The sequence below is a fragment of the Paenibacillus sp. J22FR21 genome, from assembly GCF_056269135.1.
In genome coordinates, this window is sequence record NZ_JBWDNJ010000001.1 from 813097 (window position 1) to 834804 (window position 21708).

Consider the following 21708-nt stretch of genomic DNA (forward strand, 5'->3'; position numbering starts at 1 on the left):
GGGTGTTTAAATATTGGGAAGTCATAAATCCAGAGCTATCCATTATGGTTGGTTAACGCTTTGTATTGTGCTGGCTTGCATTGTCTTTCTGCAGTTTAGAGCGTTGACCAATCAACGTAACGAGCAGCAAGAGATGCAGGTACTCTACGAGGAGAAAACGAATGATTATTTTCTGGAAATGCTTGCGAACTTGAACTCCTTTCAGCCGTTAGTGAAATCCTTGACCGAAATATCAGCTATCCATGATATGAAAGATCGCATTCATAACCAGAAGGTACTCGATCTCGCCAAAGAACAGGCCAGCCAAGTGACCAATCAACTTGTGCAATTGATTCAGGCTGCGGATCTCAAAGAGAAGGACCAGGAACTTCGACATCGAGTCAATAACTTGATTATGACCTCCCAGCAGCAGGAGGATGCAGCGCTTCTGGCTTTTGAAGCCGATCTCTGGAGAACCGTGTATAACACGAGCTCGAGGTACTGGTTAGGAAAGCCGCAGGTGATTGATCAACTATCACTTGAAGCTAATCGTGATGCCGCACTGGAGATGGCTAACCTGGATAAGACCATGCAGCAATTCAAAGAACGCGCGAACGAGATGAGGATGAGTGATCGATACGCAGGCATGCAAGTGGATTTCGTTACGTTATTAAAGAAGGACTTGTTGGAAGGTCTTGTCCCCCATTTGAAGAAGTTGACTGCTGTTAATGAGTCCTTCAACAAACGGAAGTCAGTGGGCTGAATGGATCAGTGGCAAAAAAATCCATACAAACCCTGCGGAAGCTGATATAATACGGCTTATTACTAATTTTCCGAAGAGGTGAGCTGCAATGTACATACCGAAACCTAAAGCGGGAGAATATAACTCCGTATGGGACAATTATTATGCAACGGTCGATGAAGGTGACATCCATCAGCTTCTCATCAATCAAGGGAAGCAAATTTGCGATTTGTATAGTTCACTGACAGAGGAACAAAGTCTGTATCGTTATGCGGAAGGCAAGTGGAGTCTCAAAGACGTGCTGGGTCATATTATCGACACCGAACGCATGATGACTTACCGGATTCTTGTTGCCGGCAGGGGCGATTTGACACCTATGCCAAGGCATGCAGATGTGTATGTGAGTTTGACGAATTTTGATCGTCGTCCGTTAAGTGAACTGATCGAGGAGTACCGCACAGTGAGAGCATCCTCTGCATCGCTGGTAAATGGACTGACGGAGACGGAGATTCAGCAATTCTGCATCCTCAATGAAGTGAAAACGTCGGCTGCTGCCGGTGTGTATTTCATTCTTGGACATGCCCAGCATCATATGAATGTTGTGCATGAACGATATTTACCTCGTTTAACTTAAACTAGGAACCGCCGCGATCATCGTTCGCGGCTTATTTATATTATCGCTAATTCCGGTCATGAAGGAGCATCGTCAAATGCTGAAACTGTTTGAGTACAACTGGCAGGTCCGTGGGGACTGGCTTACATGGTGTGAGAACGTATCTGAAGAGGAATTACTGAAGAAACGTGTAGGTGGAGCAGGCAGTATTCTCTATACGTTGTTTCATATTATCGATGTCGAACACAGCTGGATCAGCAGCTTGCAAGGCGGGACTATGCCGGAGCTGCCGCCTTTTGATGCGTATGCTTCGATCGGTAAAATAAAGGAATTTTCGGCGCAATGTCATGCTGAAATCGCCCCATTCGTATATGGTTGGAATGACAGCTTGGAAGAGAAGATTCTGTCCGATATCAATGATGAAGGTGACACGGAGCGTTTTAAATACGGCGAGATTATGAGACATGTCCTTGCTCATGAAATTCATCATATGGGCCAGTTGTCGATTTGGTCGCGTGAGCTGGGATTGAAGCCGATTACGGCCAATCTCATCCGAAGAGGACTGTTCGAGTAGTATGATGCTGACGAGGAGCGTAAGTGGATGGCCAACAGCAGATTAAATCATAAAGCGGATGTATTTATAAGCAGTTCCAAGAAGTGGCGTGAAGAATATGAGGAGTTACGAAATATCGTTCTGGATTGCGAGCTGACGGAGGATTTCAAATGGATGCATCCTTGTTACACCTTCCAGGACAAGAACGTCGTCTTAATCCATGGATTCAAAGAATACTGCGCACTGCTGTTTCACAAAGGTGCTTTGTTAAAGGATCCGCATGGCATCTTAATTCAGCAAACCGAGAATGTGCAAGCAGCACGCCAGATTCGGTTTACCAGTGTACAACAAATCGTGGCCATGGAAGCCACCTTGAAAGCTTATATTCGCGAAGCTATTGAGGTGGAGCAATCCGGCTTGGAAGTGAACTATAAGAAGAAGAACACGGAATATACCGTTGCTGAAGAATTTCAATCGAAGCTCGATGAAGTCCCGGCCTTGAAAACAGCGTTCGAAGCCTTAACTCCGGGACGACAACGAGCTTATCTACTCCATTTCGCTGAGCCCAAACAATCCAAAACACGAGCGGCGCGGGTCGATAAATATATGCAGCAAATTCTCAGCGGCAAAGGATTAAACGATTAGTTGCCTTCTTCCATGAGCTGCTTAATCAGACGTTTCGGAGCCGCGTGCAAATAGGCTTCCTTCAGCAGAAGGCCCATTTGATCCCAATCCGAAGGCGAATTCACGCCGACCCAGCCGCGATGTCCGATATACTTCGGTTTATAGAATTGATCCTGCTGCAGTATGATTTCTTGATTCTCCAGATCAGACTTAAACGTCATGCCATAATCGCTCATAATGATAAACGATTTATCTTTCACTTTGAACGTCGTATGACCATGTCCGTCGATGATTTCGGTTGTTTCGGGAAGTCGGCTGCAAATTTGTCTGACTTGCTCCAGCATGCGAATGCCTTCCGGTGTTTGCATCCCAATAGGGTGGTTCATGTTCATGTTGTTGTCCTCCTTATGTATAGTCAGGCTGTCTGTTCCTCCTAGACAAGCACTGCATTCTCCTTATATAAACATGACAGGAAAGAGTTCGCATTTCAAGCAGATCATGCTGACTGCAACCTTTTGATCCGCTATGGAGTCAGTATAAGAGAAGTGCAGCTTGACTAATGAGGGGGTTAGAGAATGAAAACATCCGTTCTCTTTATGTGTCTACTTAGTGGAGTCGTCCTGGCAGCAGGCGTGTGGAGCTATATAGTTGTTCAAACGATCTAAGTAGGTTTTGTTAACTTTATTGATATAGCAAGTGAAGAGAAGAAGGTGGCCAGTCTGCAATTGTCGACCAGATGGCGAATGATTCGAGCTTCAACCATTCTGCTGGGAATCGTCGTGATTCTCGGCGGAATGTTACTCTTGCTGGTGAGAATGCTGAATTCGCATCACACACCGAGAGTGGTTCGATATCCTGCGCATGATTATCTCTATACGGAGCGAGAAGCATCGAATGGATTCCAGCTTCATGTGCTGCAAACGCAGCCATCGAATATCACCTTCGAAACGATACGCCAGAATATTGCGTTATCCGATTATTACGGCATAAACGGTGGATTCTTCTATGAGTCCGCACTGCTCAGTATGGCGGTTGTGAACGGTAATCCGGTTGCCGGCGCATTAAATCATTATGGCTCCGGATCGGAAAATGCCAAGTACCCGCGCGGCACGCTCGTATGGGATGAAGCCGCTAATAAACTGAGTGTGCAGGTAGTATCGCATGTTTCTGAGCTGCGGGTAAGGGATCGAGCACATTTCTGGGCGCAAGGCGGAATTAGCATGAGCCTCGGTCGTGATGCAGTATGGCTGATGAATGCACAGCTTGAGCATGCACCTAATATGGACGAGGAAAGGCTTCGTACTGCAGCCGTATATGACAGCTCCGGGATGCTGTACCTAGTCGTTAGCAGTACAAAGGGAACACTTTCAGCTTTTCGATCTGCTATTATAGAGCAAATTGGAGAGGGTCAGCTGGCTGACGGGATATTTCTCGACGGGGATGGCTCATCGCAATTGCAAGCTGCCGAAACGGTGCTTTCAGGTGACAATAGGCCGGTCGTACAGATGATTAGGCTTATTCATTGAGTACTTTCCCAACATTCTACATTTACATAACGCGAAACGTGAGTATGCTAAGTTAACAGGGATTTCAATCGCAACATGAAGGAACAGACGCCGCAGTATATGAGGCGTCTTTTCTTGTTTTCGGTGAGGTTGGCATGGGAATTGCTCATTCAGCAGGTAGATGGCAAGTAGGAGATCACTGCGCGCGAAAGGCGCGGAAGGAGCGCGTTGAATGAAGAAGCATCGCATCTATGTATCCGTTGCGGAGCCGTTTCCGGGACCTAACACGAAAGCGCTGCTAGAGAAGCGAAAGCAATATGTACCGTTAGGCATTGGCAATACGACGCCGATCTTTGTACAGCAGGCCAGCGGTGCACAGATAACGGACGTGGACGGCAATGTGTTCCTTGATTTTGCCGGTGCGATCGGCACGCTTAACGTCGGGCATTGTCCGCCTGAGATTGTGGATGCTGTACAGAAGCAAGCTTCGCATTTTATCCACACCAGCTTCCATGTGGCTATGTATGAGCCCTATATCCAGCTGGCAGAGAAATTAGCAGAGATTACACCGGGGAATTATCCGAAGAAAACCATACTGCTGAACAGTGGGGCTGAGGCGGTGGAGAACGCCGTAAAGATCGCGCGGAAGTTCACGGGGAAGCCGGGTATTGTGTCGTTTACGCGGGGCTTTCATGGACGTACATTGCTCGGAATGTCGCTTACCAGTAAAGTAAGACCTTACAAATATCGAATGGGGCCGTTTGCGCCAGCTACTTATAAAGCCATGTATCCATATCCGCTGCACAGACCCGAAGGAATGACAGAAGAGCAGTATGCCGCATTCTGTGTGGCGCAATTCGAGGATTTTCTATTGACGGAAGCCGCCCCCGAAGAGCTGGCAGCAGTCATTATGGAACCGGTGCAGGGCGAGGGAGGATTCATCGTTCCTCCTGTTTCATTCGTGCAAGGCATCTATGAGGTGTGCCGCAGAAATCAGATTCTGTTTATTTGTGATGAAATTCAAACCGGCTTCGGACGAACGGGAACGATGTTTGCTTCGAGCTATTTTGGCATAGAACCGGATCTGATTACAATGTCCAAATCTCTTGCAGCAGGCATCCCGCTAAGCGCCGTTACCGGTCGAGCAGAGATTATGGATGCTCCGACTCCGGGGGAGATTGGCGGTACGTACAGTGGCAGTCCGCTTGGCTGTGTCGCGGCACTTGCAGTTATTGAGAAGTTGGAAAGAGAAAAGCTCTGCGAACGTGCTACGGAAATCGGGAAGCGGATCATCGATTGCTTCACGGCTCTGCAAGAACGAGTTCCGGTCATTGCGGAAGTGCGCGGTTTAGGTGCGATGTGCGGCGTTGAATTTATCGATCCCTCGTCCAAGACGCCGATGAAGGAATTTACAGCGAAGGTCATTCAGGCTTCCTATGAGGCAGGTGTCATCTTGCTTAGTGCGGGCATCTATGGCAATGTGGTTCGATTCTTAACGCCGCTGGTCATAACAGATGAACAGCTGCAAGAGGGGCTGGATATCCTAAGTGATATCGTGGAACAGCTCTATTCGCAGGAACAACAAATCAGTTAAAGGAGGCTTGGCGGATGTTAAAGAAGCAGCTCTATATAGGTGGAGAGTGGTTGGAGGCCAAGTCCTACACGAAGTTGACAGCGCCATACTCCGGTGAGGTACTAGCAGAAATTCCGCTCGCTGACAGAGAGGAGACGGAGCGCGCAATCGAAGCCGCATACTCAGCAAGAGGGGTCATGGCGAAGTTGCCCGCTCATAAACGGGCCGCAATATTGGAGACATTAAGCCGCCTGCTGACCGAGCGCGCAGGGGAGGCAGCCCGAATGATCGCAATGGAGGCGGCCAAACCGCTTAAAGCTGCGTTAGCAGAAGTGGATCGTACCATTCAGACGTATAAGTTTGCTGCTGAAGAAGCGAAACGGCTCAGTGGCGAGATGATTCCGCTCGATGCCGTACCGGGCGGCGAAGGGCGAATCGGGTATACGATGAAGGAGCCGATTGGCGTCATCGGTGCGATTACGCCGTTTAATTTCCCCATGAATCTGGTCGCGCATAAAGTAGGGCCTGCCATTGCTTCCGGTAACACAATTGTGCTCAAGCCGGCATCGCAAACGCCGCTGTCCGCATTCTTCTTGGCCGAATTGCTGGAAGAAGCGGGTCTTCCCGCCGGTGCGCTGAATGTGGTGACGGGCTCTGGTTCCGTTATTGGAGATGTCATTGTTAAGCACGATAAAGTGAAGGCGATCTCGTTCACAGGCAGCCCGAAGGTCGGCATCGGTATTCGCAATCATGCCGGCTTGAAGCGTGTTGCGCTTGAGCTGGGCTCGAACTCTGCATTAATTATAGATAAAGGTGTCCAATTGGACAAAATCATTCCGCGCTGCGTGGTCGGCGCGTTCTCCTATCAGGGTCAGGTATGTATCTCCTTGCAGCGTATTTATGTGCATGCGGATATCTATGATGAGTTCGTTGCTGGATTCTGCGAGGCTGCAGCTAAGCTGAAGGTAGGCGACCCGCTTGATCCGGACACCGATCTATCGGCAATGATCACGCAAGGTGACGTCGTTCGCGCACTTGCCTGGATTGATGAAGCGGTTGAGCAAGGAGCAGTCGTTGCATGTGGAGGAAGCACTTCATCCGCAAAAATTCTTCAGCCTACCGTGTTATTGGGAGTAGATCGTTCCGCCAAAGTATGCTGCGAGGAAGTATTTGCTCCAATCGTGCTCATTAACCGGATTCGATATGTGGAGGAAGGAATCGAACTCATTAACGATTCCAGGTTCGGTCTCCATGCCGGGATCTACACGGATCGTATTCATACAGCGCTCGATGCAGCGGAGAAGCTGCATGTGGGAGGCGTCATGATTAACGATATTCCTACGTTCAGGGTGGATCACATGCCGTATGGCGGCGTGAAAGAGAGCGGGGTTGGCCGCGAAGGAGTCAAGTATGCGATCGATGAAATGACGGAAATCAAAACCGTTATTATTAATCGGACCTAGCCCAACCCGAATATACTATAGGAATCCACCTTCGAAGCAGGTGATTCTTATGAACTCCCGGTACGGGTTCGGGATGTATCAGCAGCAGAAGGCGCATATGCATATGTCGCCGCAGCTGCAGCAGGCGATCAAAATTTTGCAGCTGCCGACGACTGATTTGCTTGCGTTTATTCGGAATGAGCTTGAAGAGAATCCGTTCTTGGAAGCGTGGGATGGTCAGGGAGGAGCCGGACTTGGTACGGACTTCGCACGAGGTCCGCGAAGCGCGGCTCCACTCGATTACATCGCAGCAGATCAGGGGCCGACGATGGAGAAGCACTTGAAGGAACAGCTTCGTTTCGATTCGGAGATCACAGGTGCTAGGAGGAAAGTGGTCGACTTTATCATCGGAAATTTAGATGCAAACGGCTATTTGGACTGCCCGCCGGAGCAGATTGCTGCCAAACTGAAGATACCGCTTGCTGAGGTTGAGCAAGCGTTAAGTGATGTGCAAGGATTAGAGCCCGCTGGGGTCGGTGCCAGAAATTTGGCGGAATGTTTGCTGCTGCAAGTGAACCGAACGGAGGGCTTCAGCCCGCTGGTCATCCCGTTGATTACTTCACATCTGGAAGTGGTTGCGGATTATCATATTCAGAAATTAATGCGACTGCTGCATGCCTCGCATGAGGAGATCGTATCGGCCATCGCCTTCATCAGATCGCTGAACCCAAGACCCGGCGCCGTCTATCAGCCGAAACATGCCGATTACATCATCCCGGATGTGCTTATTCGAATGGTTGGGGATCAGTTTGTCGTATCCATTCAAGAGTCGGCGGCACCAAGACTAACGATGAACACCACGTATGTAGGAATCGCGAAGGAGCTGGGGAATTCGGATGAATCAGCACGATATTTCCTGGCGAAACGAAGCGCCGCTGCATTCTTGCTCAAATGCTTGGAGCAGCGCAGGCTGACGCTATTGCGGGTGACAAGAGCGATTGTGGAAGAACAAGCTGCTTTCTTTCGCGGAGGAGCGGATCACCTCAAACCGATGGTGCTCCGGCAAATTGCGGAGAAAGTAGGCTTGCATGAATCGACTGTCAGCCGAGCGGTTGCAGGCAAATATGCACAGACGCCTTGGGGCACCTGCGAGCTCGGTTATTTCTTTCCGTCGGGCTACAACAGCGGGCAGGAAGATGCGTCAACAGCAGGGAGTGTAAAGTCGAAGCTGCGGGAGATGGTGGAGCAGGAAGCGGGCAGTACGCCGTATTCGGACCAACAGCTGGCGTTAATGCTCGAGGGAGAGGGCATTCCCATTTCCAGGCGAACGGTCGCCAAGTATCGGGAGGAGCTTGGCATTGCCTCCTCCTTCAAACGTAAACGAGCCAAAGAGCAAGGGCCATAACTAGTAGTGCTCCGGGAGTATTTTGCACCATAAATTCATATCCTCGAACTTGTCATAGATATCGCAGTTCTTCGTCAGTCGACCCTGATAGTCATAACCTAATTGAAATAACGCGGCATTCATGCCGAAAGACAGTGCGCGTGATAGGGAGTAAGCAGAGCGGATATTACGTAGCTGTAAATCCTCTTCCAGCACATGAAGCAGCTGTCGCATTAGACCATGTCCGCGATAGGCAGGCAGCGTGAGGCAGTCCGTGAGCTCTGCATTGCGGAATTTGGTGTTGATTTCGGCAGAAGCCGCACTGATGATACGACCCTCATGCTCCACAACAACAAACACTGTGCCTTCTTCCATGACATGAGCCACATACGCGGGATCATTCATTGGAATCGGATAGGTTTGAAAAATCTGTCCATATAAGGAGGCCAGCTCTTGAGCATCCTTTGCGTCAGCATTGCGAATGGAGAACGGTTCCGCTAACGGTTCTCTATCTGGCTTCGGTTGCAGGGCATACACTTGCTCCAGAATGTGATCCTCTTCGATCCAGTGATCGCTCGCGCGTCTGGCGAGGTCGGTATATTTGGCCATACAGTACGCATCTTGCCCATCAAAATATCCCTTGTAAATCCCTTCAAGCATATAGCCCTTGGCTAGCAAGCTTCGCATATCCGTTTCCCGCGCCTTAACGAACAGTTTCGTAAACAGTGGATTGCCCATTAACTCCGTGAGACGGCTGCACAATGCATCCATATTTCCCTCGTAGTTGTAATCATCGATCCGCAGCCGCATGTTGAATTCATCTCTGCATAATTGAAGGGTGAAGTTGCTGCCCTGATCGGTTTCCATCGCATAATACTGCTTATCGTTCTGATTCGATTCCATGATGAGTGATCCTCCAATCCTGTTTCCGTTATTCTACATGGTATAGATGCAAAATCAATGCCAGATTAGTGAATTCGCAGCCTTCCGGCCCAAGTTGGCACCGAAATTGCAACAAGAATGGGCGAGAAGATAGGCCGATTGGAGGGGAAGCGATTGACGCGGGAGCATTTGATCAAGCCGCTGCTAAGTGCCCACTATCCGAAGATTGACTATGGCAAAGGCGTATTTCTGTACGATGAGCATGGAAAAGCATACTTGGATGCCTCGTCAGGCGCTGTAACGGCGGGGATCGGGCATGGTGTGCAAGAAGTAATCGATGCGATGCTGGCTCAAGCGCAGAAGGTGTCTTTTGTCTACCGATCCCAATTTACGAGCGAGCCGGCGGAACAGCTTGCGAAGCGGCTTAGCGACATGGCGCCGGGCCATGATTACTGGTCATTCTTCGTGAACAGCGGCTCTGAGGCAACGGAAACCGCAATGAAGATTGCCATTCAATATTGGCAGGAGCAAGGTCGACTCGGCAAAAATAAAGTCATTTCCAGACGGATGAGCTACCATGGCATCACGCTCGGAGCGCTGTCGATGTCCGGTCATGTCACCAGGAGAAGGCGGTTTGTTCCGCTGCTTGAGGAGCTGCCGGTTGTAGCAGCGCCGTATTGCTATCGGTGTCCCTTGTCGGCGCCGAGCTGCGGGCAAGCCTGCGCGGAAGACTTAGAGACGAATATTAAACGAATTGGCGCAGAGCATATAGCGGCTTTTATTGCAGAGCCGATTATCGGAGCGGCCGGAGGGGCTGTAGTTCCGCCGGAAGGCTATTATGAACGGATCAAAGCGATCTGCGAGCAATACGATATTCTCTTCATCGCCGATGAAGTGATGACCGGCATCGCACGCACAGGAGCGATGTTTGGGATGGAGCATTGGGGCGTCGAGCCGGATTTGATCGCCCTCGGTAAAGGGCTTAGTGCGGGTTATACGCCGATAGCAGCTACGTTAGTGAAGGACCGAATCATGGAGCCGATTCTAGCCGGTTCGCGGATTGTCATGTCCGGCCATACGTTCAGTGCAAACCCGCAATCCGCGGCAACGGCCTTGGCGGTTCTCGATTACATCGATGCCGGGCAGCTCGTAGGTGCCGCTGAGGAGAAAGGCAGCTATCTGCTGCAAGCGCTGAAGAGGATTGCTGTTAACTGCGTGACGGTCGGCGATGTTCGCGGCAAAGGGCTGCTGCTCGGGTTGGAGTTTGTCGCCGACCGGGCGAGCAAGCGGGTTTTCCCGGTTGCGCTCGGTGTAACAACGCGGATCGTAGAGCGCGCGCAGAGCAAAGGGCTGCTCATTTACCCTGCGGCAGGAGGCGTGAACGGTGAGGGCGATGCCGTCATCATCGCTCCGCCGCTTGTTATCACAACCGAAGAGATGGATCTGCTGGCCTCGCTGCTTGAAGAAACAATCGTGGAAGTGATGGGGGAGGTCATGGGCGGATGACGAAACAGAAGACGATCGCTATCGATGAAGCGCTTAGGTGGATCGTTGATGGCTGTACGCTGATGTATGGCGGATTCGGCGGGATCGGAACCCCTCCGACACTAATAGAGGCGATTTTGGATAAAGGTGTAAGGGATATCACGCTTATCGGTAACGATACCGGGTTTCCGTGGATTGGCATTGGTCGCTTGGTCACCGAAGGACGTGTTCGGAAAGTTATCACGTCGCATATCGGCTCCAATCCTAATGCCGGTCGCATGATGGAGGATGGTCGGATGGAAGTGGAATTCTATCCGCAAGGCACGCTGGCTGAGAAGATCAGGGCAGGCGGAGTTGGGCTGGGCGGTATTCTTGTCGATGTGGGGATCGGTACTACTTTGGAAATAGGCAAGGAGAAGGTCGTGGTGGACGGCAAAACGTATCTGGTTGAACCGGCGCTCACGGCAGATGTGGCTATCGTTCATGCGTTGAAGGCTGACGAATATGGGAATTTAATCTACGACAAGAGCGGTCGCAACTTCAATCCGCTTGTTGCCATGGCAGGTACGCGGACGATCGCGGAAGCGGATGAGATTGTTCCGTTAGGCGAGCTTGATCCGGAGCGTATCGTGACGCCGGGAATCTTCGTTGATGCAGTCGTTGCAGGGAAAGGAGTGAACTGGCAATGGGTGTGGGAGAAACAAGCCGCGACCGGATCGCAAGGCGAGCCGCCCGTGAAATAAAGGATGGGATGGTCGTTAATTTGGGGATCGGCATTCCGACGCGAGTGGCTGATTTCATTCCCGAAGGCATCCATGTGACCTTCCATGCGGAGAATGGAATCTTAGGAACGGGGCCGACGCCGGAGGCAGGCGAGGAAGATGGGTTTCTGTGCAATGCGGGCGGTTATCCGGTAACCCTGGCGATCGGCGCATCTTATTGCGATAGTGCCATTGCTTTTGCCATGATTCGCCGTGGTTGCATCGATATGACGGTGCTCGGAGCGCTGGAGGTCAGCGAGCAAGGGGATTTGGCCAATTGGATCGTACCCGGTAAACGGACGGCGGGAATCGGCGGTGCGATGGAGCTGGCGCAGAAAGCGAAGCGCGTCGTAGCCGTGATGAATCATGTTAATCGCGACGGCAAGTCGAAGATTAAGAAGCACTGCGAGCTGCCGCTTACGGCACAGCGATGTGTCGATTATATCATTACGGAAATGGCGGTCATGGAAGTGACGGATGAGGGTCTCGTGCTGAGGGAAGTGATGTCTCCTTTCACGATTGAGGACGTAATCAGCTGCACCGAGGCCACGCTCCTCATACCGGGCAAGGTTGATTACATCACGTAGCCGATGAAGGAGGCGGACAGCATGGACCTGAAGGCGCAAATTCATGAATGGATCCAGCAGCACCGTGAGGAAGGCATTGGACTGCTGCAGAGTTTGGTCCGAATCGCCAGTACCCAAGGCAATGAACAGGAAGCGCAATTGCTCATTGCAGGCAAACTGTTCGAGATGAAATTGGATGTGGATCTGTGGGAGCCCGATGGTGCCCTGCTGGAAAAACATCCTTATTTCTATTCGCCGAGAACGAGCTTCTTCGGCAGTCCGAATGTTGTGGGCATCCTGCGAGGAAGCGGGGGCGGCCGTTCGATTATTCTAAACGGTCATATGGATGTGGTGCCTGAAGGCGATCGCTCGCAGTGGCGCAGTCAGCCATACAGCGGTGAAGTGGTGGACGGAAAGCTGTATGGGCGCGGCTCATCGGATATGAAGGGCGGCAATGTCTCGTTGCTGCTTGCGATACAAGCGATTCGCAGTTTGGGGATTTCGCTGCAAGGTGATGTCATCTTTCAAAGCGTTATCGAGGAGGAAAGCGGAGGAGCCGGGACTTTGGCGATGATTGTGAAAGGGTATAAGGCCGATGCGGCATTGATACCCGAGCCTACGAATATGCGGATCTTTCCAAAGCAGCAGGGGTCCATGTGGTTCCGAATCGTGGTGAAGGGCCGCGCGGCGCATGGGGGAACACGGTACGAAGGCGTCAGCGCGATTGAGAAAAGCATGCTCGTGGTCGCTCATGTGCTGGAGCTTGAGCAGGTGCGCAATGCGAGGATCCATGATCCGCTCTTTGCGGATAATCCGATTCCCATACCGATTAATATCGGTACTATTAGCGGCGGCAATTGGCCATCTTCTGTGCCTGACACGGTGACTTTGGAAGGTCGAATGGGGGTTGCGCCGGAGGAGTCGCTTGAACATGCCAAGGAGCAAATGGCCACTTGGTTGGAGCTGCTGGAGGAGAAGGACGAGTGGTTTCGCGCTGCGCCGCCAGTGCTGGAATGGTTCGGCGCCAGGTGGGTGCCGGGAAGCGTCGATCCGGCACATGATTTGGTACGAATCGTGGCGGAGCAATACACGTCGGTGACGAATCAACCGGCGGTCTTGGAAGCTTCGCCGTGGGGCACAGATGGCGGGCTGCTGACGGTTCTAGCCGATACGCCATGTATCGTATTCGGACCCGGCCTCACGCAGATGGCCCATTACCCTAACGAGCATATCGAGCTCGACGCCGTGTTCGAAGCCGCCGAGATTATCGCGCTCACGCTCACGGAGTGGTGCGGGGTTGAAGAGGAAGCGGCTCGGAAAGGGGATAGTGCGGGAGCAGGGGGTGTGACTGACAGAGACGAAGAAGCTGAAGCTGTTGTAGAGGTTGATGTCGGTGCGGAAGTGGCGGGAACGGTAGTGGAAGTGGAAGTGGAAGTGGAAGTGGGAGCGGAAGTAGCAGAAGTGGGAGCTGAAAATGCAGAAGCAGAAGCAGAAGTAGAAGTAGTAACAAAGGCAGAAGCAAAGCAGTAACATAGTAAGAGTAACAGTAACAGAGGCAGTCGAAGGAACAGTCGCAGAAACAGTAACAATAACTACTCGGCAATAAATGATGATGCGGTAATGTGTGGCGAAACGATACAAAATAATCTAACGAATCCCAGAGGTCTTATTCCAGCCCAATCAGCCACTAAATTATTCTAACGAATCGTAGAGGTCCTATTCAGGGAAATTCAGCAATATCGTGCTTGTTGACCCCAAATAAGACCTGTAGGATTCGTTAGCGTTTCAAATCCAGTTGTTTTGCCCAAATAAGGCTTCTCTGGTTCGTTAGCGGTTTGTATGGGGTAACACACCGCCCAGCCGGCATAAATAAGCCGCCTCAATCGCGCTTCGCGCTACTATGAGGCGGCTTATTTGCTTTTTCCACGACTATGGGTGGCAGCATTCCATTTGTTGTGAAACAGATCTGATGCCCGGCTAACGCCGTCTCACACTTACTCGCTCTTGTCCTCAGGCTCGCCCTTCGGCGCGCCATCCCCGCCAGCGGGAGCAGCCTGCTGCTTCGCGCCTTCGCCGGCAGACTGATCCTGTCGCGCGCGCATGAGCTTCTGCTTCATCTCGTCGCGTTTCTCGCGTTTGTCCTTGAGCGAGTGGTGGTCGGCCGCCTGCTCATACAATTTGCGCCTGCCGATGCGGCGCAAATTTTCCGGCACCAGGTTGAAATTTTCATCTTTGATGAGCGAGATGATGCCGGTGCTGGGCGGTTGCTTCTCTATGCCGTAGATCTCATTGAAATACGCATCCGCTCGGCCCGGCACATAATTGCTAGGCTCGGGATAACCGACGATAACGCCTTCATAGTTACGCAAGATCACCTTATCCTGACTTTGCGAAATAAGATAGTTCGGTTGAAGTGCGATTTTACCCCCACCACCGGGAGCATCAACAACGAAGGTAGGCACTGCATACCCGCTGGTATGGCCGCGAAGCGCTTCAATAATCTCCAGACCTTTGGAGACAGGCGCCCGGAAGTGGCCGATCCCTTCGGATAAGTCGCATTGATAGATATAGTAAGGTCGTACGCGGATTTTGACCAACTCGTGCATGAGCTTTTTCATGATATGGGTACTATCGTTGATGCCCGCGAGGATAACCGATTGATTACCGAGCGGTACGCCGGCATCTGCCAGCATCGCACAGGCTTGCTTTGCTTCATCTGTTATTTCCAGCGGATGATTGAAATGCGTGTTCAACCAAATCGGGTGATACTTGCGAAGCATCGTGCACAGGTTCTCCGTAATCCGCTGAGGGAATACGACCGGCGCCCGTGTGCCGATCCGAATGATCTCGACATGGGGAATCTCGCGCAAGTTTTTCAATATATATTCCAGAATCGTATCATTAATCAACAACCCGTCCCCACCGGACAACAGCACATCCCGAACCTCCGGAGTATTGCGGATATAAGCGATGGCATCGTCCATTTGCTTCTTCGGCACGCCCATGCCCACTTGGCCGGAGAACCGGCGGCGCGTACAATAACGGCAGTACATCGAGCATTGGTTCGTCACAAGGAAGAGTACTCGGTCCGGATAGCGATGCGTTAGTCCCGGGGTTGGTGAATCTTCGTCTTCAAAGAGCGGATCCTCGAGATCATATTTCGTCTTCAACAGCTCCGCAGAAATCGGAACCGACTGCAGCCGAATGGGACAGCGCGGATCATCCGGATGCATGAGGGAGGCATAGTAAGGCGTAATGTTAAGCGGAATCGTTTGCGTCGAAATGAGCACACCTGCCTCTTCGTCGGGCGTCAAATTGACCACTTGCTTCAGCTCATCCAGCGTCTTGATCGTATGCGTGAGCTGCCAGAGCCAGTCATTCCACTGTTCGTCCGTCACATCTTTCCACAACGCTACTTGCTTCCAGTGCCTCTTGCTGCTTAGGGGCACCTTGTCCGTCCTACCATCGTTTGACATGCTCATGATTGGCGCACCTCCACGGAAATTTGCTACTCACGCATATTGGTGCAAGAAACATGCCAACCTTGCCAAACGCCGCCCATTCCACGCAAAAAAGGCCTCTGCCTACAAGCAGAGGCCAACCTGTCGCCAACCATCACTTCATCCGGCCAATCAAGGTTTCTTCGTAATTCCATATCGATTCAGTTTATATTGCAAGGCCTGCCGTTTCATGCCAAGCTCTTGCGCAGTTTGACTTACATTAAAGCCATTCTTCTGAAAAGCAATTGCAATGGCCTCACGTTCCATCTGCTTCATCCGCTCGGGCAGTCGATCGTTACTACTACCACTATCCACCTCAGCGATTACCCGATCCGTCAGCAGTCCTCTGGGTAAATGACGTTCTTCTATGGTTTCCTCATCGATTTCCACCATATTAAAGGCAGATTCAATCGCATGACCCAGCTCGCGAACATTACCGGGCCAGCTATAAGCAGTCAATCGTCGCAGCGCATCAGGCGAGAGGTTCTGAATTTGCAGTCCAAACACCGGATTCAGCTTCTCGATAAAATGGCTCACCAGCAGCGGAATATCCTCTTCTCGTTGCTGCAAAGGAGGGAGCTCGATCTTCACCACACTCAGCCTGTAGTATAAATCATACCGCAGCAGCCCTTCTTCCAGCGCCTGCGCCGGATCCATATTCATTGCGGTAATGATGCGAACATCCGCCTGCTGTTCATTCATCCCGCCAATCCGCCTGACCATGCCATCTTGCAGCACCCGAAGAAGCTTTGCCTGCAAATAAACATCCAGACTGCTCAGCTCATCCAGGAATAATGTGCCGCCGCTGGCTTGCTCGAACAGACCCGCCCGATCGACCGCACCGGTAAACGCGCCTCTTGCCGTACCGAACATGATGCCTTCCAGCAGATCAGCAGGAACAGCGGCGCAGTTCTGTGCAACGAAAGGGCGATTCCGCCTGGCTCCGGCGTTGTGAATGCTTTGAGCGAACAACTCCTTGCCGGTACCCGTCGGACCGCAAATCATGACGGGGGAAACCGTTCGCGATGTCTTCTTCGCAAGGGTTAAAGCGTCTTGGAACGGTTTGCTTCGGCCGATGAGGTCGCTGAACTCGTATCTTGCCGTCCCTTTATTCTTGTTTTCCTTCTGTTTCGCCTGATAGAGCTGATGCCGAAGGTCGAGAATCTGATCGTGCAGCTGCACAATGCTCGTAATATCTTTCGCGACTTCCAGTGCACCGATCAATTGGCCATTGTCATAGAGGGGATAAGTGCTATTAATGGTCATAATCCGTTTACCTGTCACGTTGAAATAGGTTTGGATATGGGCGGGCAGCTGCTGACCGGTCTGAAGCACCTTCTCAAGCGTGCTCGTTTCCTGCGTAAGGGAAGGGTAGAGGTGCAAAATATTTTTCCCGAGCACTTGCTCCCGGTCCAGCCCGTCAATTTCAGCCATTTTATCATTGTAGAAGACGGTATTGCCTTCCTGATCAATGAAATGAACACCTACATCAATCGTGTTGAGGATCTTCTCAAAATAGTCGGACACGATGCTGTTTCGATCGGACATCGTTCGCTCGCCTCCATGCCCAGCTGCGATGATCTGAATAAATTTACACGCTATACACAAAAGTTATGCACCATGCCGAATAATCATCACCCAGAAACCAACCTAGCATACTGTGTAGGAAGGTGGTGATGATACATGACATTTACACTTGCAGCATGGGTGACCTACACGATGTGGGCAATATTTGCCCTGATGATCATTGATTTTGTTATAGCCTTTTCCAAGTCTTTCTGGAAAGGGTCTTTCGATACAACATTTCTCGGCTATTTGAAAGACATTGTCTTCTATGTACTTCCTCTGAATTTTCTGCTTTCGATGGTTTCCATCGACCCGACTACTTACACGCTGATCGTACTTTTCTTCATAGGCGGCGCTTCGGTCATCTATAAGTACGTAATGGATATCATCGGTCGATTCAAAGAGTAAAGAAAATAGAATTGCTGATGGGGCTGCGAGGGGGCAAGCCCCGAACGGCCTCTTTTGGTCTGGGTGCGTTTAGGATATAATTGGGAGGTCACACTTTGGCACTATTTAAATAATTCCTGTAAGGAAAGGTTAGGTGCGTATTCATGAAATTTAGCGAGTACCGGTACGAACGACCGGAAGTTAAAGAGTTTGAACAGAAGTTTAAGTCGCAATTGGAATCGTTCCTATCCGCGCAAACCTACGACGAGCAAGACCTTGCAATGACGCAGTTAAACCAACTTCGCAGTGAGTTCGATTCGCAGGCGCAAATCGCGAGCATCCGCCACTCCATTGATACGAATGACGAGTTTTATAAAGCCGAGCAAGATTTCTTCGACGAAAGCGGCCCGATCGTGCAAGAATACATAACCGATTACTATCGCGCACTTGTGGGTTCCAAGTTCAGAGCCGAGCTTGAGCAGAAGTGGGGCCGTCAGCTGTTTCAATTGGCCGAGCTGTCCCTCAAGACGTTCAGTCCAGAGGTCATTGAGGATCTTCAGCAAGAGAATAAGCTGACGACCGAATATTCGAAGCTGATTGCGTCTGCCAAAATCATGTTCGAGGGCGAAGAGCGGACATTGTCCCAGCTCGGGCCGTTCCAACAATCGAAGGATCGCGATATGCGCAGGCGTGCTATGGAAGCTTCATCCGGCTTCATGGCAGAGAATGAAGCCACTTTCGATCGGATCTATGATGATCTCGTGAAGGTACGCACTAAGATCGCGAAGAAGCTTGGTTTTGCCAACTATGTTGAGCTTGGATATGCACGAATGAGCCGCACGGATTACAACGCGGAGATGGTTGCTAACTTCCGTAAGCAGGTGCTTCAATACATCGTGCCGGTTGCCTCGAAGCTGAAAGCTGCGCAGCAGGAACGAATCGAAGTCGATACATTGCTTTACTACGACGAGAATTTCGTATTCAAGTCCGGCAATGCGGCACCGAAGGGTAATCCGGAGTGGATCGTGAAGAATGGCGAGAAGATGTATGCGGAGCTGTCTCCGGAAACCGACGTGTTCTTCCGTTTCATGCAGGATAACGATCTGATGGATCTGGTAGCGAAGAAAGGCAAACAAGGCGGCGGCTATTGCACGTATATCAGCAAGTACAGTGCGCCTTATATTTTCTCCAACTTTAATGGGACTTCCGGCGATATTGATGTGCTGACGCACGAAGCCGGCCATGCTTTTCAGGTGTATGAGAGCAGAAGTTTCGCTGTACCGGAGTACAGCTTCCCGACCTACGAGGCTTGCGAAATTCATTCGATGAGCATGGAGTTCTTTACTTGGCCTTGGATGGATCTGTTCTTCGAGGATGAAGCGGACAAATACCGATTCGACCATCTGGCAAGCGGATTGATCTTTATCCCCTATGGCGTGACGGTGGATGAGTTCCAGCATTTCATCTACGAGAATCCGGATGCAACTCCGGCAGAGCGCAAGCAAGCATGGCGCGAAATCGAGCGTAAATACTTACCGCATCGCAACTACGCGGACAATGCGTATCTGGAGCAGGGCGGATTCTGGCATAAGCAGGGTCATATTTTCAACAGTCCGTTCTACTATATCGACTACACATTGGCACAGATCTGTGCGTTCCAATTCTGGAAGAAGATGCACGAGGATCGTCCTGAAGCATGGGCAGACTACCTGAACCTATGCCAACAAGGCGGAAGCTTGTCGTTCACGGAGCTGGTGAAGGTTGCCGGTCTGAACTCCCCGTTCGATGATGGCTGCGTAGCTTCTGTCATTGGCAGCATTGAGAGCTGGCTGGATGAAGCGGCACCGAATGTTGAATAGGATTTGTTGGCTAGAAAACCGCCGTTTTGGCGGTTTTTTTGTGTGCAAAACAGGTTTCTGTGCGGAGGTGGGGAAATAGAATACAGAGTATTGTAGGTTTTGTTGAAAAAAGTTTGAACCCCTCAGATAGATTGCAGCTTCGGCTGGCATCTCTAGATATAGGTTGACGAAAGGAGGCAGCGAATTGTTGGTTTCTAATCATGCTGATCAGGAGCGCAAGGACGAGAAAGTGCCGGTTGGGGAAGCGGAACTGGTAGCTCTTGCGAGAACAGGTGACCCGGATGCTTTCGGGGAGCTTGTCCGAAGGAGCCGGGCCAAAGCCTTTCATCTGGCCTACTCCTTAACGCAAGATCATCATCTTGCGGAGGATGTGGTGCAGGAAGCGCTCGTGCGGGCATTTCTTCATCTGGGATCGCTCGTGGACAGCAGCCGATTCGCCCCGTGGCTCAAGACCATTGTGCGGAATGAAGCCAACATGAAGCTGCGCCGAGGAGGGCCACACCGCAGGGAGCGGCCGTTCACCAGCTGGAGCAGCAAGGAGATTGCTGCAGTTGAAAGAGCGAATGTTGCCTTCGACGATCCATATAACATGGATCATGTGCTGTTCCGCCTCGGCAAACTTGCGCTTGATGAAGCGAAGCAGGCGAATGATCCCTCGGCTGCCTTACTGCGCAAAGATTTGGTCGATGGCATTCGCGGCATGATGTACTGCTTAACCAGTCGGGAGAAGCGAATCTTCGAAGCGTATTTCTTCGATCAGCTGTCGCCGCAGCATATCGCTTCCTTAATGGACACCGCAGTCGCTAATGTGTACAACAGCATTTCGAGATCACGGCAGAAGCTGCAGCAGGAGCGAATTCGTACGCAAATCAGCATGTACATCGAGGGACGCAAGAAGGTAGGGAAACCGGCAGTGAAGCTGCTCGCTCCACCGCAGTACAAAATCACATGGAAGGAATGAGAACGATGGAAATGATAGCGAAAACCGATTGCAGCTGGAGTCATAATACGGATACGGCGGCGGTGCACAGTATTGTGCAATACACCGAGCTGGCAGGTATGACTTTGGTAGAGGTGATGGGGTACACGGCGCATGCTTTTCGAATCATTATTGACCAAGAAGCGGTAGAGGTGGGGAGTTATTCTTGCTTCGATTGGAAGCAGCATCATGAAGCAGCTTTGAACAATCTTGGATTCTCGGTTGAATATGCCGGCAAACAAACGAACAATCCTCCAACACCTGAAGAGCTTGAGGAAGGGATAGCGCTTGTGCAGCAGGCGATCGATCGAGGTATTCCCTCGCTAAGTTGGGATCTCTTCATCCCGGAGTGGGGCGTGATCTATGGTTATGACGATAATCGGCGGGTATTCCAATGCAGGGATGTTCGTCAAGATGGTGAGCTGCCTTATGAGAAACTAGGGCGAGGCGAAGTAACGGAGCTTTATGTTCTGGGGATAACGGGGTATCAGCCAGTCGATCGGAGATCCATGTTGAAGGGCGCACTGGAGCTTGCGTTGCAGCATGCCAAGGAGCCCCTGAGGGAACTGGACAAAGTGCCTCACCGCAACGGAATCGCTGGCTATGATGCGTGGATCAAAGCGTTCACGAATCGGACGGTAGAACCTTTCGGTAACAGTGTTAATGGAGTGAAAGTTTGGGATGCCCGCGAATTTGCCGTGAAATTTCTGGAAGACATCGTGGCAAACTGGCCGGAGGAGAAGGAAAGGGACTCGTCGCAGCTTCGCCAACTCGCCTCTGAAGCTGCCACCCATTATCGGATCGTGGCAGACCGTCTTGGCGCACTAATAAGCTTGTTCCCGTTCCCGCAAGGAGGCGAACCGAATCAAGAGGCGAGTGCTACTCGTGCGATTGAGCTGCTGCAAGATGCCAAAGCCGCGGAGATTCAAGGAGTTCGAGTTCTGGAGCAGATGCTGGAGACATTGAGCTGAAGTTAGTTTAGAGGCAATAAGCGGAATAGCCGCTTATTGCCTCGCATGTGATCGAACCTCTCCTACGCCTCATATAGTAGCTATATAAGCAACTAAGGAGAGTGCGGTATGGAGGAAATTTGGGAGGGGCTTCTCGAAGTGCTGGCGGGCATCGGCGTGTTGTTTTTCATCTTGAGTTCTTGGTTCTGGTTTGCGGTCGGAGGCGTAAGCTGGATTCTGTACGCAGTGTTTGTTCATGGCGATACCATGCACTATATTTGTCTGGGTATCACGGCCTGGTGGCTTATTACGCTATGTATCTCCAGTGAAACCAAAGATGGACTGTGGGGCGGATAGC

20 protein-coding genes and 1 pseudogene are annotated in these 21708 nt (G+C 51.1%); 17 read left to right on the top strand and 4 right to left on the bottom strand.

The genetic code is table 11. The annotated features are described in order from the left end of the window. Nucleotides 1-13 precede the first annotated feature (13 nt). From AC0YNS_RS04150 to AC0YNS_RS04165, 4 genes are all read left to right on the top strand, one after another. Nucleotides 14-742: a hypothetical protein gene (locus tag AC0YNS_RS04150; protein ID WP_475779746.1), complete on the top strand. Its 729-nt coding sequence runs from the start codon at nucleotides 14-16 to the stop codon at nucleotides 740-742. An 88-nt stretch (nucleotides 743-830) separates the two neighbouring features. Beyond that, nucleotides 831-1355 (top strand): DinB family protein, encoded by a 525-nt coding sequence (locus tag AC0YNS_RS04155; RefSeq protein WP_475779747.1) that lies wholly within the window; start codon nucleotides 831-833, stop codon nucleotides 1353-1355. A 76-nt stretch (nucleotides 1356-1431) separates the two neighbouring features. Beyond that, the gene (locus AC0YNS_RS04160; protein WP_475779748.1) at nucleotides 1432-1908 is read left to right on the top strand and encodes a DinB family protein; all 477 of its coding nucleotides are present in this window, start codon (nucleotides 1432-1434) and stop codon (nucleotides 1906-1908) included. 27 nt (nucleotides 1909-1935) lie between these two features. Continuing rightward, nucleotides 1936-2532: a YdeI/OmpD-associated family protein gene (locus AC0YNS_RS04165; RefSeq protein ID WP_475779749.1), complete on the top strand. Its 597-nt coding sequence runs from the start codon at nucleotides 1936-1938 to the stop codon at nucleotides 2530-2532. On the opposite strand, the gene AC0YNS_RS04170 is transcribed toward AC0YNS_RS04165, so the two are convergent. Further along, nucleotides 2529-2903 (bottom strand): MmcQ/YjbR family DNA-binding protein, encoded by a 375-nt coding sequence (locus tag AC0YNS_RS04170; protein ID WP_475779750.1) that lies wholly within the window; start codon nucleotides 2901-2903, stop codon nucleotides 2529-2531. The genes AC0YNS_RS04165 and AC0YNS_RS04170 overlap by 4 nt on opposite strands. Before the next feature lie 333 nt (nucleotides 2904-3236). On the opposite strand from AC0YNS_RS04170, the gene AC0YNS_RS04175 reads away from it, so the two are divergent. The 4 genes from AC0YNS_RS04175 (at nucleotide 3237) to rpoN (ending at nucleotide 8436) form a co-directional block, all read left to right on the top strand. Continuing rightward, the gene (locus tag AC0YNS_RS04175; RefSeq protein WP_475779751.1) at nucleotides 3237-4037 is read left to right on the top strand and encodes a hypothetical protein; all 801 of its coding nucleotides are present in this window, start codon (nucleotides 3237-3239) and stop codon (nucleotides 4035-4037) included. A gap of 211 nt (nucleotides 4038-4248) precedes the next feature. Then, nucleotides 4249-5610, top strand: a complete 1362-nt coding sequence (gene gabT / locus AC0YNS_RS04180) for a 4-aminobutyrate--2-oxoglutarate transaminase (protein WP_475779752.1) — start codon at nucleotides 4249-4251, stop codon at nucleotides 5608-5610. Nucleotides 5611-5624: 14 nt separating this feature from the next. Beyond that, the gene (locus AC0YNS_RS04185; RefSeq protein ID WP_475779753.1) at nucleotides 5625-7052 is read left to right on the top strand and encodes an aldehyde dehydrogenase family protein; all 1428 of its coding nucleotides are present in this window, start codon (nucleotides 5625-5627) and stop codon (nucleotides 7050-7052) included. 49 nt (nucleotides 7053-7101) lie between these two features. Continuing rightward, nucleotides 7102-8436, top strand: coding sequence for an RNA polymerase factor sigma-54 (rpoN, locus tag AC0YNS_RS04190; protein WP_475779754.1), 1335 nt, complete (start codon nucleotides 7102-7104; stop codon nucleotides 8434-8436). On the opposite strand, the gene ablB is transcribed toward rpoN, so the two are convergent. Then, nucleotides 8437-9318: a putative beta-lysine N-acetyltransferase gene (ablB, locus tag AC0YNS_RS04195; protein WP_475779755.1), complete on the bottom strand. Its 882-nt coding sequence runs from the start codon at nucleotides 9316-9318 to the stop codon at nucleotides 8437-8439. A gap of 153 nt (nucleotides 9319-9471) precedes the next feature. Between ablB and AC0YNS_RS04200 the strand changes: the two genes are divergently transcribed. The 4 genes and pseudogenes from AC0YNS_RS04200 to AC0YNS_RS04215 form a co-directional block, all read left to right on the top strand. Beyond that, on the top strand, nucleotides 9472-10803 hold the full coding sequence (locus tag AC0YNS_RS04200; protein ID WP_475779756.1) for an aspartate aminotransferase family protein: 1332 nt from the start codon (nucleotides 9472-9474) through the stop codon (nucleotides 10801-10803). Continuing rightward, a complete protein-coding gene (locus AC0YNS_RS04205) occupies nucleotides 10800-11525 on the top strand; it encodes a CoA transferase subunit A (protein ID WP_475779757.1) in 726 nt (241 codons plus the stop codon). Before AC0YNS_RS04200 ends, AC0YNS_RS04205 begins: the two co-directional genes overlap by 4 nt. Continuing rightward, complete coding sequence (locus AC0YNS_RS04210; protein ID WP_475779758.1) at nucleotides 11468-12130, top strand: 3-oxoacid CoA-transferase subunit B; 663 nt, start codon at nucleotides 11468-11470, stop codon at nucleotides 12128-12130. Before AC0YNS_RS04205 ends, AC0YNS_RS04210 begins: the two co-directional genes overlap by 58 nt. 21 nt (nucleotides 12131-12151) lie before the next feature. Further along, nucleotides 12152-13408: pseudogene (locus tag AC0YNS_RS04215) on the top strand (peptidase); the annotation flags it as partial. 695 nt (nucleotides 13409-14103) lie between these two features. Here AC0YNS_RS04215 and kamA read toward each other — a convergent pair. Next, the gene (gene kamA, locus AC0YNS_RS04220) at nucleotides 14104-15585 is read right to left on the bottom strand and encodes a lysine 2,3-aminomutase (protein ID WP_475780103.1); all 1482 of its coding nucleotides are present in this window, start codon (nucleotides 15583-15585) and stop codon (nucleotides 14104-14106) included. A gap of 156 nt (nucleotides 15586-15741) precedes the next feature. After that, on the bottom strand, nucleotides 15742-17157 hold the full coding sequence (locus tag AC0YNS_RS04225) for a sigma-54 interaction domain-containing protein (protein WP_475779759.1): 1416 nt from the start codon (nucleotides 17155-17157) through the stop codon (nucleotides 15742-15744). A 135-nt stretch (nucleotides 17158-17292) separates the two neighbouring features. Here AC0YNS_RS04225 and AC0YNS_RS04230 point away from each other — a divergent pair, with 135 nt between their 5' ends. The 5 genes from AC0YNS_RS04230 (at nucleotide 17293) to AC0YNS_RS04250 (ending at nucleotide 21707) form a co-directional block, all read left to right on the top strand. Further along, nucleotides 17293-17583: a hypothetical protein gene (locus AC0YNS_RS04230; protein ID WP_475779760.1), complete on the top strand. Its 291-nt coding sequence runs from the start codon at nucleotides 17293-17295 to the stop codon at nucleotides 17581-17583. 143 nt (nucleotides 17584-17726) lie between these two features. After that, a complete protein-coding gene (locus AC0YNS_RS04235; protein WP_475779761.1) occupies nucleotides 17727-19421 on the top strand; it encodes a M3 family oligoendopeptidase in 1695 nt (564 codons plus the stop codon). Between the two features lie 184 nt (nucleotides 19422-19605). Then, nucleotides 19606-20382: an RNA polymerase sigma factor gene (locus tag AC0YNS_RS04240; protein ID WP_475779762.1), complete on the top strand. Its 777-nt coding sequence runs from the start codon at nucleotides 19606-19608 to the stop codon at nucleotides 20380-20382. Between the two features lie 5 nt (nucleotides 20383-20387). Beyond that, nucleotides 20388-21371 (top strand): hypothetical protein, encoded by a 984-nt coding sequence (locus tag AC0YNS_RS04245; RefSeq protein ID WP_475779763.1) that lies wholly within the window; start codon nucleotides 20388-20390, stop codon nucleotides 21369-21371. Between the two features lie 108 nt (nucleotides 21372-21479). Then, nucleotides 21480-21707: a hypothetical protein gene (locus AC0YNS_RS04250; protein WP_475779764.1), complete on the top strand. Its 228-nt coding sequence runs from the start codon at nucleotides 21480-21482 to the stop codon at nucleotides 21705-21707. Nucleotide 21708: the final 1 nt, after the last annotated feature.

What these genes read in the sequence shown, in the direction of transcription:
- AC0YNS_RS04155 (WP_475779747.1), top strand. Translation starts at nt 831, where the DNA reads ATGTACATACCGAAACCTAAAGCGGGAGAATATAACTCCGTATGGGAC.
- AC0YNS_RS04160 (WP_475779748.1), top strand. Translation starts at nt 1,432, where the DNA reads ATGCTGAAACTGTTTGAGTACAACTGGCAGGTCCGTGGGGACTGGCTT.
- AC0YNS_RS04165 (WP_475779749.1), top strand. Translation starts at nt 1,936, where the DNA reads ATGGCCAACAGCAGATTAAATCATAAAGCGGATGTATTTATAAGCAGT.
- AC0YNS_RS04170 (WP_475779750.1), bottom strand. Translation starts at nt 2,903, where the DNA reads ATGAACATGAACCACCCTATTGGGATGCAAACACCGGAAGGCATTCGC.
- gabT (WP_475779752.1), top strand. Translation starts at nt 4,249, where the DNA reads ATGAAGAAGCATCGCATCTATGTATCCGTTGCGGAGCCGTTTCCGGGA.
- AC0YNS_RS04185 (WP_475779753.1), top strand. Translation starts at nt 5,625, where the DNA reads ATGTTAAAGAAGCAGCTCTATATAGGTGGAGAGTGGTTGGAGGCCAAG.
- rpoN (WP_475779754.1), top strand. Translation starts at nt 7,102, where the DNA reads ATGAACTCCCGGTACGGGTTCGGGATGTATCAGCAGCAGAAGGCGCAT.
- ablB (WP_475779755.1), bottom strand. Translation starts at nt 9,318, where the DNA reads ATGGAATCGAATCAGAACGATAAGCAGTATTATGCGATGGAAACCGAT.
- AC0YNS_RS04205 (WP_475779757.1), top strand. Translation starts at nt 10,800, where the DNA reads ATGACGAAACAGAAGACGATCGCTATCGATGAAGCGCTTAGGTGGATC.
- AC0YNS_RS04210 (WP_475779758.1), top strand. Translation starts at nt 11,468, where the DNA reads ATGGGTGTGGGAGAAACAAGCCGCGACCGGATCGCAAGGCGAGCCGCC.
- kamA (WP_475780103.1), bottom strand. Translation starts at nt 15,585, where the DNA reads ATGTCAAACGATGGTAGGACGGACAAGGTGCCCCTAAGCAGCAAGAGG.
- AC0YNS_RS04225 (WP_475779759.1), bottom strand. Translation starts at nt 17,157, where the DNA reads ATGTCCGATCGAAACAGCATCGTGTCCGACTATTTTGAGAAGATCCTC.
- AC0YNS_RS04230 (WP_475779760.1), top strand. Translation starts at nt 17,293, where the DNA reads ATGACATTTACACTTGCAGCATGGGTGACCTACACGATGTGGGCAATA.
- AC0YNS_RS04235 (WP_475779761.1), top strand. Translation starts at nt 17,727, where the DNA reads ATGAAATTTAGCGAGTACCGGTACGAACGACCGGAAGTTAAAGAGTTT.
- AC0YNS_RS04245 (WP_475779763.1), top strand. Translation starts at nt 20,388, where the DNA reads ATGGAAATGATAGCGAAAACCGATTGCAGCTGGAGTCATAATACGGAT.
- AC0YNS_RS04250 (WP_475779764.1), top strand. Translation starts at nt 21,480, where the DNA reads ATGGAGGAAATTTGGGAGGGGCTTCTCGAAGTGCTGGCGGGCATCGGC.